This is a genomic window from Arthrobacter sp. NPDC080086, assembly GCF_040702285.1.
The window spans coordinates 1-11453 of the sequence record NZ_JBFBKP010000104.1 but is presented as its reverse complement, the minus strand read 5'-3'; the positions used below and the strand labels follow the sequence as shown (position 1 = coordinate 11453).

The 11453-nt window shown below is 69.8% G+C and carries 9 protein-coding genes and 1 pseudogene; 6 read left to right on the top strand and 4 right to left on the bottom strand.

The window, feature by feature from the left end; translation table 11 throughout:
• From AB0305_RS21095 to AB0305_RS21085, 3 genes are all read right to left on the bottom strand, one after another.
• On the bottom strand, nucleotides 1-1345 hold a 1345-nt coding region (locus AB0305_RS21095; RefSeq protein WP_366173923.1), incomplete at its 3' end, for an ABC transporter permease.
• The gene (locus AB0305_RS21090; protein ID WP_364133818.1) at nucleotides 1342-2283 is read right to left on the bottom strand and encodes an ATP-binding cassette domain-containing protein; all 942 of its coding nucleotides are present in this window, start codon (nucleotides 2281-2283) and stop codon (nucleotides 1342-1344) included. The genes AB0305_RS21090 and AB0305_RS21095, both read right to left, overlap by 4 nt.
• Nucleotides 2284-2406: 123 nt before the next feature.
• Nucleotides 2407-2862, bottom strand: coding sequence for a hypothetical protein (locus tag AB0305_RS21085; protein WP_364133815.1), 456 nt, complete (start codon nucleotides 2860-2862; stop codon nucleotides 2407-2409).
• A gap of 135 nt (nucleotides 2863-2997) precedes the next feature.
• Here AB0305_RS21085 and AB0305_RS21080 point away from each other — a divergent pair, with 135 nt between their 5' ends.
• Together AB0305_RS21080 and AB0305_RS21075 are read left to right on the top strand one after the other, a co-directional pair.
• Entirely contained in the window at nucleotides 2998-3756 is a 759-nt protein-coding gene (locus AB0305_RS21080; protein ID WP_364133812.1) for a TipAS antibiotic-recognition domain-containing protein, read from the top strand.
• Nucleotides 3757-3807: 51 nt separating this feature from the next.
• Nucleotides 3808-5445 (top strand): methyltransferase, encoded by a 1638-nt coding sequence (locus tag AB0305_RS21075; RefSeq protein ID WP_364133810.1) that lies wholly within the window; start codon nucleotides 3808-3810, stop codon nucleotides 5443-5445.
• 21 nt (nucleotides 5446-5466) lie between these two features.
• On the opposite strand, the pseudogene AB0305_RS21070 reads toward AB0305_RS21075, so the two are convergent.
• Nucleotides 5467-6711, bottom strand: a pseudogene (locus tag AB0305_RS21070) (MFS transporter); the annotation flags it as partial.
• A gap of 77 nt (nucleotides 6712-6788) precedes the next feature.
• On the opposite strand from AB0305_RS21070, the gene AB0305_RS21065 reads away from it, so the two are divergent.
• The 4 genes from AB0305_RS21065 (at nucleotide 6789) to AB0305_RS21050 (ending at nucleotide 11410) form a co-directional block, all read left to right on the top strand.
• On the top strand, nucleotides 6789-7439 hold the full coding sequence (locus AB0305_RS21065) for a winged helix-turn-helix domain-containing protein (protein ID WP_364133807.1): 651 nt from the start codon (nucleotides 6789-6791) through the stop codon (nucleotides 7437-7439).
• A 38-nt stretch (nucleotides 7440-7477) separates the two neighbouring features.
• Nucleotides 7478-7927, top strand: a complete 450-nt coding sequence (locus AB0305_RS21060) for an SRPBCC domain-containing protein (protein WP_364133804.1) — start codon at nucleotides 7478-7480, stop codon at nucleotides 7925-7927.
• A 133-nt stretch (nucleotides 7928-8060) separates the two neighbouring features.
• Entirely contained in the window at nucleotides 8061-10796 is a 2736-nt protein-coding gene (topA, locus tag AB0305_RS21055; RefSeq protein WP_364133802.1) for a type I DNA topoisomerase, read from the top strand.
• A gap of 176 nt (nucleotides 10797-10972) precedes the next feature.
• Entirely contained in the window at nucleotides 10973-11410 is a 438-nt protein-coding gene (locus AB0305_RS21050) for an SseB family protein (RefSeq protein WP_290256135.1), read from the top strand.
• The last annotated feature ends 43 nt before the right edge of the window (nucleotides 11411-11453 follow it).

Sequence of the window (11453 nt, the reverse complement as noted above, 5' to 3'; positions counted from 1 at the left end):
GGGTGATCATGCCGTAGATGAGCAAAACGATGATCGAACCAACGATCGCCAGCAGCCAAGTGGTCAGCGAGAAGAAGTCCTGCAGACCGGTGCCGGAGTACTGGATGGAGCCGTACCGGAACAGGTGCGCGGCCAGCCGCAGGATAAGGACGCCCACCACGAGGAGTTCCACGATGATGATCACCGACTCCAGCGGGCTGAGGGTGCCGAATGCGTTCCGCAGCAGGCCCGTGACCGGGGCGGACATCGGGAAGTAGGTGAAGACCTGCACGATCGGTGCCTGCGGGTCGGAGATGATCAGGCTGATCGCGTAGAACGGCACAAAGATCAGCGCCATCAGCGGCCCGAAGATGGTGCCGGCGTCCTTGGTGGTGGGCATGACGGCGCCGATCGCCACCAGCACGCCGGTGAAGACGGTGAAGCCGCCCAGCAGCAGGAGCGCCCCCACCACCATGGGTCCGGGTTCGAAGGTGATGGTGGACAGGTCCAGGGCCGGGAGCGCCAGCTTGTCGCGGAAGAACAGGAAGCCCACGGCCACCGGCGTCAGCAGCACCAGGATCTGCACCGCGCCCACCATGAACAGCGCGGCCACCTTGCCGATGATCAGGGTGGTGGGGTTCAGGGTGGTCAGGATCATTTCTGTGACCCGGTTTTCCTTCTCCTCCAGGGTGCTGCTGAGCATCTGATTGGAGAGCAGGATGATCGAGACGTAGAAGATGACCAGGAACATCAGCGGCGGGATCGCGGAGCCGATGCCACCGGTCAGGCGGCCGTCCTTGAAGGTCTGCGCCTCGGTTTTAACGTCGCCGCTGGCCGCCGCGGTGAGCTGCGGGGAGCCGACGGCGGCCTGCGCCGAGACGGTCAGCAGCTGCTTGGCGACGGCGTCGTACTTGCCGTTCTCGAAGATGCCCCGGTCCGCGCCGTAGATTTTCACCGTCTGCGTCGCCGGTTCGGCGGGGAACGCGAAGTAGGCGTCGCTGCGGCCCTGCTTCACGTCGCGGATGGCCGTCTCCGCGTCCGACGCCTTCGTGCCCCCGATGGCCCGGGCGATGGTGTCCGAGACCAGCCGGGAGTCATCGGTGTAGGTGAAGGAGAAGGACGCGGTCTTCTGCGCGTCGGAGCGGGCCTCGGTGGAGGTGTTGCTCAGGTAGACCAGGGCGAACACGATGGCGATGACCACCGGGATGGCCAGGGTGGCAATCCAGAAGCCGCGCTTCTTCAGCGTCCGGGTGAACTCGAACGCGATCACGGTGCGCAGGTTGTGCCGGGCGAAGGGCCGGCGCGGCGGGACCGGGGCGGGGGCGGCCTTGGCGGGCGCCTCGGGGAGGGTGCTGTGGTGGGTCATCGGGTCCGGGCCTCCGCTAGTTCGTGCTGTTGGCCGTAGACCTTGATGAAGACCTCATCCAGGGACGTCCGGGCGCTGGTGAAGGAGCGGACCGCCACTCCATGGTCGATGAGTTCGCGCAGCACGGCCGCCTCGTCCGTCCCGCCGCGCGGCGAGAGTTCGGCGTTCCCTCCGGCGTCGCTGACGACGTCGTAGCGCGCCGACGCGGGCAGGGTGCCGGAGTAGCTGAGCCGGTAGCGGGTGCCGCCGAACTGCTCCTGGACCTCGGAGACGGTGCCGTAGGCGCGGGCCGTGCCGTCCTTGAGCAGGATGACCCGGTCGCAGAGCCGCTCCACCTCCTCCATCTGGTGGGTGACCATGATGACGGTGGCGCCGGAGAGTTTTTGTTCGTCGATGATGTCCATCAGCAGCCGCCGGTTCACCGGGTCGAAGCCCTTGGTGGGTTCGTCCAGGATCAGCAGCTCGGGGTCGTTCATGATGGTGACGCCCAGCTGGACCTTCTGCTGCTGGCCGCCGGAGAGCTTGTCCAGCCGGGTGGCGGCCTTGTCGCCGAGGTCCACCCGGTCCAGGTACTCGCGGGACCACGCCCGGGCGCGGGACTTGTCCAGGCCCTTGAGCCGGCCGAAGTACACCATGACGTCCAGCACGGATTCCTTTTTATAGAGGCCGCGTTCCTCCGGCAGGTACCCCAGCCGGGCGCCGTCGCGAGGGCTGAAGGGTTTCCCGCCGATGTGCAAGGTGCCGGCGGTGGGCTGGTAGATGCCCAGTAGGGCCCGCAGCGTGGTGGTCTTCCCACTGCCGTTGCTGCCTAGAAAGCCGAATGTTTCCCCGGCCCGGACGTCGAAGGACAGGTCACGGATGACCGTCTTCTCGCCAAAGTCCATGCGGAAGTCTTGAATATGTACCAGCGGCTCCGGTGCCGCGCCCCCCAACGTCATGCGGCCATTTTAGCCGCCGGCAGCCGACGTGAGGTGCCGTAGGTTCCCCCGGCGTGGCCCGCGCGAGCCTTGCAGGCCCAAGCACGGCAGGCCGGCCCGGCCGCCCTAGGGTCAGGCCGGGGGTCAGGCCGCGGGGGTCAGCTGGTACGCGTAGATCAGCGGCGCGTCGACGCTGGAGGCGCTGATCGCCACGGTCCCGGCGGCCGGGACCTTGATGGTGGCGGCCTCGCGACTGCCGTTGCAGGCCGCTCCCGCCTCCGCCAGCTGTTTGCCGTCCAGGCTGACGGCGAAGAATTCCTTGCCGCCGCCGTCGCAGCTCATGGTCAAGGTGTAGGTGCCGGCCCCCAGGGTGGCGCTCTGCACCACGGGGGTGCGGTTGAGGATCTTCCCCGCGTCCGAGAGGACGATCCCGCTGGCGGAGGGCAGTGCCGTGGCCTTCCATGCGTTCGCATCCGTTGATTCCACCGACGTGACGGGCGCGCAGGCGGAGGCGCCGAGGACGACGGCGGCGCCGGCTGCCGCGGCGTACGCCCCGTGGAGCAGGCGGCGCGGGACAGGCATCGGGGAAGCAGTGGGCATGATTCCAACTTACCGGGTCCGCAGCAGGACCGATGGCCGCCGACCGCACCCTTGAACTTGACGCGGCGTCAAGATTTATCCTCGAAGAAACGGCCCGGCAGGGCCGTCGGGAGGGACCAAGTGGAGGGAACCGGCATGGAATGGTCCGTGCAGCAGCTGGCCAGGCTGGCCGGCACCACCAGCAGGACGCTTCGGCACTATGACGCTGTCGGCCTGCTCAAGCCCAGCCGCACCGGCGCCAACGGCTACCGCTACTACAACCACGCCGCGCTGCTCCGGTTGCAACGGATCCTGCTTCTGCGGGAACTGGGGCTCGGACTGCGGGCGATCGCCGACGCGCTGGCCCACGAACAGCAGGCCGAACGCGCGCTCGCCGGGCATCTGCGCTGGCTGGTCCAGGAACAGGACCGCCTGGCCCGCCAGATCGCCTCGGTCCGGCGCACCCTCGAGGCAGTGACAAAAGGAGAGGACATCATGGCAGAGGCAATGTTCGACGGATTCGATCACACCCGCCACCGGGCCGAGGTCGAGGAACGCTGGGGCAAGGAGGCCTACGGCCGGGCGGACGCCTGGTGGCGGGGAATGGGCGGCACGGACCAGGACGCGTGGAAGCGGGCCGCCGAACAGCTCAGCGCCGACTGGCAGGCCGCGGCGGAGTCCGGCGGGGCCCCGGACAGCCCGGCGGCCCAGGACTTGGCCGCCCGCCACGTCCGCTGGCTTGCCGCCATCCCCGGAACCCCGGCGGCGGACGGCGGCGCCGGGCTGAAGGCCTACATCCGGGGCCTGGGGGAGCTGTACGTGGCGGATCCGCGGTTCGCCGCGAACTACGGCGGTGCGGCCGGTGCGGCCTTCGTCCGGGATGCGCTGCGGGTGTTCGTCGAGGGGCAGCCTTAGCCCGGCCGGTGAGCTAAGCCGGAGGTCCCGGGCCGCGCCTAAACTTGACCGGTGACCTCCTCGACTCTTTTCACCGCCGGCAACACCCCCGATGCCCCGCGCAGCGACCTCCCGGACCTGACCGAGGCCCTCGCCCGCGACCTGCTGGCCATCGGCTACACCGTCGACGGGGTCGCCGCGTTCCTCGGTGAGGCCGCCCACGCCGCCCTGGCCCGGGACCAGCTCATCCCGGCCCTGATCGCCGTCGACGACGCCGTCGCTGCCGACCCGGCCGCCGCCGCGCTCGCCGCCGTCGTCCGCCTCTGGCTACTGGCCGAACCGCAGACCGCTGCCGCCCTCGACGCCGCCCTGCCCTCGGTGGGCGCCGCCGGCCTCGGCGAACTCGGCCTCGTGGAAGGGGCGGAGGATGACCTGGTCCGGGCCCGTGTGGACCTGCGGCCCTACGGCTGGGACCCGGCGACGGATGAGGAAGGGCAGCCGAACGGGGGCGCCGACCTCTGGGTAGCCAGCGACCTGGCCGCGCACCAGAGCCCCGGCGTGCTGCGCCGCGACCATGTGCTCGGAATCGGCCAGGCATCCACCACCCTGGTCCAGGTCACCGCCCGGCGGCACGTGGCCCGGGCCCTGGACCTCGGTACCGGCTGCGGCGTCCAGACTTTCCACCTGCTCCACCACGCCGAGCACGTCACCGCCACGGACATTTCCGACCGCGCACTAGCCTTCACCCGCTTCAACCTGGTCCTCAATGCCCGGGAGCTGCACCTGGACCCAGAGGACCTCGGCGGCCGCGTCACCCTGCGGCGCGGGTCGCTGCTGGAACCGGTCGTTGGGGAGGAGTTCGACCTGGTGGTCTCCAACCCGCCGTTCGTGATTACCCCGCGCACCGCGGGGGAATCGACGGCGGACCAGTTCACCTACCGCGACGGTGGCCTGCCCGGCGACGAGATCGTCGCCGCCCTGGTCCGGGACCTCCCCTCCGTCCTGGCGCCCGGAGGCACCGCGCAGATGCTGGGCAACTGGGAAGTCCCGGCCGGCCAGGATTGGTCCGCCCGGCCGCAGCAGTGGGCCCCGGAGGACGCCGATGTGTGGTTCATCCAGCGCGAGCAGGTGGGTCCCGAGCAGTACGCCGAAACCTGGCTGCAGGATGCCTCCGAGGGCCGGGACCGGGACCTGTACCGCCGTTCCTACGCCGCCTACCTGGACGACTTCGCCTCCCGCGGCGTCACCGCGATCGGCTTCGGCATGATCTTCCTGCGCCGCCCTGCCGCGGAAGCAGGACCGGTGCTGCGCCGCTTCGAGGAGATCACCTACCCGATCGAGCAGCCCGTGGGGCCGCACCTCGGGGCGGCGGTGGAACGTGCCGACTGGCTCGCCGGCCACGACGTCGAGGCGGCGCACCTGCTCGTGGCCGACGACGTCACGGAGGAACGGCACCAGCGGCCCGGCGCCGAGCACCCCGGCGTGATCCTGCTGCGCCAGGGTGCCGGCCTCCGCCGCACCAACCTGTTGAGCACGGAACTGGCCGGCTTCGTCTCAGCGTGCGACGGCGAGCTCACCGCCGGGCAGATCGCCGGGGCGCTCGATGCCCTCCTGGGCGGGCACGAGGGCCACGACAGCGGCACCTTCCGGCAGGGGCTGCTCGACGACGTCGCCAACCTGGTCCGGGACGGCTTCCTGATTCCTGCCTGATTGGGTCCCGACTGATTGTTCCGTGCCCGGGATCCGCAGGACCACCACCGCCACGGCCGCCGCGACCAGCACTCCCGCGGTGCCCGTGGCGAAGAAGTTGGTGCGGACCGGCAGCGCCGCACCGAGGAGGCCGCCGAGGGCCAGCGCCGCAATTGACACTGCCCGCGTCATCCCGCCAAGGATCGCCATCGCCTGACCGCGCCCGGTCTCCGGAATCCGGAGGATGGTGATCGCCCCGAAGCAGGCGTTCAGGACGCCGCACGCCGCGCCGGTCGCGGTGTAGGCGGCAAACAGCCACGCCACCGTGGGCACCAGGGCCGTCGCCCCAAGGAGGGCCGAGGTCAGCACCATCGCCGCCAGCAGCGCCCGGAGCCGGTTCCGTCCGTTCCCGATCCGGCCGGCGACGGCCGCGCCGGCGGCCATGCCCAGCCCGAAGGCCGCGGCCAGCAGCCCGTACTCCGCCTCGCTGGCGCCCAGTTCGCCGCGGGCCAGGAACACTTCGAGGACGTTGGTGGCCTCGCCGGCGACGATGAAGAACATGGCGCCGAGCACCAGCGCCCACACCAGGACGTCCCGCCGGAGCAGGCGCAACCCGTCGAGCAGCGCCGGGGCAGGCCGCCCCGCGCGTTCGGCGGCCGTGCCGCGCCGGGTGCGGATCAGTAGGGCACCGGCTCCCATTGCGAGGTAGCAGCCGCCGGCCACCGCCACCACCAGCCCGGGGCCGCCCCAGCCGGTCAGCAGGCCGCCCGCGGCCGGCCCCGCCATGCCGGCGATCATGGTGGTGGCCTGCATGGTGCCCACGGCCTTGGGCGTGCGCTCCTCGCCAACAATCCGGGGCAATAGGGCCTGCCAGGTGGGGCCCGCCACGGCCTGAGCCGCGTCCAGCAGGAAGGTCATGGCAAACAGCAGCGGAAGGTTCAGGGCACCCTCCCGCAGCCCGAAGGCCATCCCCGCCACCGCCGCGGCGCTGGCCAGGGATGCCGCCGTCGCCAGCGTGCGTGAATCCCGGGTGTCTGCGAGCCGCCCGGCCCAGGGGGCCAGGAGGACCAGGGGCAGGGCCGAGCAGGCCAGGTAGGCGGCCACCAGCCACGGCCCGGCGCCGGGACCGTTGCCCGCGGACTCCGCCTGGAGCCGAAGCATGACGGTGACGACGACGGCGCCCATGCCGACGGCGGCGAAGAAGCGGGAGCCACTGGCGAGCAGGAAGTCGTGGTTGCGCCACAAGGGGCCGGCCGGCCCGGAGGCTTTATGAAGTGTTTCTTTCATAACTGGACCATAGATCCGCGCTGGGTAAGTGTCAAGCATTCCTTTCATAGTTTGGAAACCGTCGCTAGACTGGGGGAGTGAAGACAGAGAACCCGCCGGCGGATTCCGCCGAGGCGCCGGCCGGCAAGCGCAGGCCGCGCCCGGAACAGAAGGTGGAGATCACCGACCCCAAGGCCATCCGGGCCCTGGCCCACGCCGCGCGGCTGGAAGTGATCTCGGAGCTGTACTCCACCCAGGTCAGCCGCACCGCCACGGAGCTTGCGGCACAGACCGGTCTGACCCCCAGCGCCATGAGCTACCACCTGCGGGCCCTGCAGAAGTGGGGGATCGTGGTGCCCGCGGCCACCGCCGGGGACGCACGCGAGCGCCGCTGGAAGGCCGCCGGAACGGACTTCACCATCAAATCCGGCGGCGGACCGGCTAGCCCGGAATTCGCCGTCCTGGATCTGGAACTGGACGCCTACCGCCGACGGGTCAAGGCGCACGCCGAGGCCCGGGATGAGCAGCGGCGGCGCGGCGAATCCGGGGAACCGCCCGCCTCGGTGGTGCTGGCCAGCAACTTGCTCTATCTCACGCCGGCCCAGCGTGCCGAGCTGACGGAGCGCATCTTCGGGCTGCTGCGCGACTACGAACTCGAGGCGCCGGACGCGATCCCGGACGGGGCCGTCCGGATGGCCACCATGTGGTCGATGATTCCCGACGACCGCGGCGGCCCCGCGGCCATTTGAAAACTCCCTGAAAGCCCCCAACGAACGGAAGAGTGTCCGTGACCGCACCGCTTGCCCCCATCCACGTGGACGAATACCTGCCGCACCCGCCGGCGGCCGTCTGGCGCGCCCTGACCGAGCCGCCCCTGATCGCCGACTGGCTCATGGACAACAATTTCGAACCGGTCGTCGGGCACGACTACATCATGCGCGGGACCCCGGTCCCGGCCGTCGGCTTCAGCGGCCTGGTCGCCAGCCGTGTCCTGGACGTCCGGGACGGGCGCCTGCTCCGGATCTCATGGCGGGACGCTGAAGCGGGGAACGACCTGCAAAGCACCGTCACCTGGACCCTCGCCCCGGAGGGAACGGGGACGCGGCTGGCTATGGTCCACGAGGGATTCGACCCCGCGGAGCCCAGCCACGCCGTCGCCCACCGCATCATGGCCGGAGGCTGGCAGGGCCACCTGCTGACACGGCTGAAGGAGACCCTCGGCCGCATCGCAGCCTAGCCTCACAGCAGCGGCGGCACGGGTCCGAAGCCGCCGCGCATTTGTGCATCAATGCGCGGTATTCCGCAAAATATGGTGAACTAGGCGGATATGGGCGGTTCTGCCCGAGCAACCTTTTTTCTGTAGGAGCACCGTGCCAAGCAAGGCCCCCACCGGCAAGAAACTCGTGATTGTGGAGTCTCCGGCCAAGAGCAAGACCATCGCCAAGTACCTGGGCGAGGGCTTCATTGTCGAGGCCTCCATCGGTCACATCCGTGACCTCCCGCAGCCCTCGGAGCTCCCCGCGGAACTGAAAAAGACCTCGGTGGGCAAGTTCGCCGTCGACGTCGACCACGACTTCAAGCCCTACTACGTGGTCTCCCCGGACAAGAAGAAAAAGGTCGCCGAACTCAAGGCCCAGCTCAAGGGCGCCGACGCGCTCTACCTCGCAACCGATGGGGACCGCGAGGGCGAGGCCATCGCGTGGCACCTGCTGGAGGTCCTCAAGCCCAAGGTCCCGGTGTACCGGATGACCTTCGGTGAAATCACCAAGGAAGCCATCCACCGCGCCATGGACAACCTGCGCGACGTGGACCAGGACCTGGTGGATGCCCAGGAAACCCGCCGCGTGCTGGACCGGCTCTACGGCTACGAGATCTCCCCGGTGCTCTGGCGCAAGGTGGCCCGCGGGCTCTCCGCCGGCCGCGTGCAGTCCGTCGTGACCCGCATGGTGGTGGACCGGGAACGCGAGCGGATGGCCTTCAAGGCCGCCTCCTACTGGGACCTGACCGGCCAGTTCGGCACCGACGCCGGAACGGCTTCCTCGTTCAAAGCAAAGCTCGCGTCCGTGGACGGCTCGAAGGTCGCCAGCGGCCGGGACTTCAACGACGACGGCGAACTCACCGCCCGCGGCGTCGTCCACCTGAACCAGGAACTCGCCCTGTCCCTGGCCTCCGGCCTGCAGGAGGCGGAATTCCGCGTCCGCTCCGTCGACACCAAGCCCTACACCCGCCGCCCCACCGCGCCGTTCACCACCTCCACCCTGCAGCAGGAGGCCGGCCGTAAGCTGCGCTTCTCCTCGAAGAGCACCATGCAGGTGGCCCAGCGGCTGTACGAAAACGGCTACATCACCTATATGCGTACCGACTCGAACGCGCTGAGCAACGAGGCCATCACGGCCGCGCGGCGCCAGGCGTCCGAACTGTACGGCCCCGAGTACGTCCCGGCCTCGCCCCGCGTGTACAGCGGCAAAGCCGCCAACGCCCAGGAGGCGCACGAGGCCATCCGCCCCGCCGGCGACTCCTTCCGCACCCCGGCGCAGGTGGCCAAGCAGCTCTCCGGCGACGAGTTCCGCCTCTACGAGCTGATCTGGAAGCGCACCGTCGCCTCCCAGATGGCCGACGCCAAAGGTTCGACGGCGACCATCCGCCTCGGCGCGATCGCCACCGACGGCCGGGATGCCGAATTCTCCGCCTCCGGCACCGTCATCACCTTTCCCGGCTTCCTCGCCGCCTACGAGGAAGGCAAGGACGAGAGCCGCGGCGACGACGACTCGGACGAGGCCCGCCGGTTGCCGAATGTGGCCAAGGACGACGTCCTCACCGCAGCGGACATCACCGCCGTCGGCCACGAGACCTCGCCGCCGCCGCGCTTCACCGAAGCTTCGCTGACTGCCGAGCTGGAGAAGAAGGGCATCGGCCGCCCGTCGACCTACGCCTCCACCATCTCCACCATCCAGGACCGCGGCTACGTCCGGAAGCAGGGCTCCGCGCTGGTTCCGAGCTGGATCGCGTTCTCCGTGGTCCGGCTGCTGGAGCAGCACTTCCATGACTACGTGGACTACGACTTCACCGCCGACATGGAAGCGGACCTGGACAAGATCGCCAACGGCCAGGAGGCCGGCCCGTCGTGGCTGAAGCACTTCTACTTCGGCGCCGACGGCAAGCCGGGCCTGCTGAGCATCGTTAACAACCTCGGCGAGATCGACGCCCGGGAGATCAACTCCATTCCGATCACGGACGGCATCACCCTGCGCGTGGGCAAGTTCGGACCGTACCTGGAGAGCTCCGTCCCCACCGTGGACCCGAAGACCGGCGAGGTCGTCGAGTCGGCCCGGGCCAACGTCCCCGAGGACCTCGCCCCGGACGAGCTCACCGCCGCCAAGGCCGTGGAACTGATGGAGACCGCCGCCCCCGAGGAACGCGTCCTCGGCGTTGACCCGCACACCGGACACACGGTGGTGGCCAAGAACGGCCGGTACGGCGCCTACGTCACCGAGATCATCCCGGAGATGACCGAGGAACAGCTGGCCAGCCTGCCGGTGGAGTACTACAAGAACGGCAAGCCCAAGCCGCCGAAGAAGCCGGTCAAGGCCAAGCCGCGCACCGGCTCCCTCTTCGCCTCGATGACCGTGGACTCCGTGACCCTGGACGAGGCGCTGCAGCTGATGAGCCTGCCGCGCGTCGTGGGCCAGGACGCCGAGGGCACCCCCATCACGGTGCAGAACGGCCGGTTCGGCCCATACCTGAAGAAGGGCACGGACTCCCGCTCGATCGGCTCCGAGGAGGAGATCTTCACGATCACCCTCGAGCAGGCGCTGGAGATCTACTCCCAGCCCAAGCAGCGCGGCGCCCGTGCCGCGGTGCCGCCGCTGGCCGAGTTCGGCCCGGACCCGGTCTCGGAGAAGAACATCGTGGTGAAGGAAGGCCGGTTCGGCCCGTACATCACCGACGGCGTCACCAACATCACCGTCCCGCGGAGCACCTCCGTCGAGGAGCTCACCCGGGAACAGGCCGTGGAACTGCTGGCCGAGAAGCGCGCCAAGGGCCCGGTCAAGCGCAAGCCCGCCGCCCGCAAGGCACCGGCCCGGAAGGCCGCAGCCAAGAAGTAGGTCCCGGGCGTCGCGTCCGGCGTCCGGCGCGCGGGTTCGGTGCAGGCCCGCCGTCTGGAAACAGCGACGGCGGGCCGAACCCGCGAGCGGAACGCAGGCCCCGGCGGGGCTTGCCGGGACCGTGGCCGCCGTCGTCGGGAATTGCGCCCCGGGCCGCAAAGTGATCGAGTGGGACAATGACTGAACAGCCCACACCCATGGATTCACAGCCGCTCAACGACCTCGAGGAGAAGCTCGCCCGGGGGGAACAGCCGGATGCCAACCCGGTGGATGTCATCCTGTCTTTCCTCAACAATGAGGTCTACATCGTCAGCTCGGACACTCTGGAGGGCCCCGACTCGCAGGTGGAGCCGCTGGTGCTGGCCAACGCCTCCGGCAACCCCGTGCTGGCCGTCTTCTCCCACCCCAGCCGCGTCACCGAGCAGTACCTCGCCGCCGCGCCGAACATCCTGGGAACCCAGGGCGCCGCGATCCTCGGCAACCTCGGCGACGAGCTCGGCATGGTCATCAACCCCGGCGCCGCCTACGGCTTCGAGATCGACCCGGAGGGTGTGGCCAACATTCGCCGCGACTTCAAGCCCGCCGACGAGGACGAGGCCGGCACCGAGGCCTAAGACCCGGCACCCACCAGCGCCCGCGGACCACCAGTGGTCCGCG

Bases quoted from the DNA above. Each gene is read 5' to 3' on its own strand.
- AB0305_RS21080 (WP_364133812.1), top strand. From the start codon at position 2,998: ATGGAATGGTCCGTGCAGCAGCTGGCCAGGCTGGCCGGCACCACCAGC.
- AB0305_RS21085 (WP_364133815.1), bottom strand. From the start codon at position 2,862: ATGCCCACTGCTTCCCCGATGCCTGTCCCGCGCCGCCTGCTCCACGGG.
- AB0305_RS21050 (WP_290256135.1), top strand. From the start codon at position 10,973: ATGACTGAACAGCCCACACCCATGGATTCACAGCCGCTCAACGACCTC.
- AB0305_RS21090 (WP_364133818.1), bottom strand. From the start codon at position 2,283: ATGACGTTGGGGGGCGCGGCACCGGAGCCGCTGGTACATATTCAAGAC.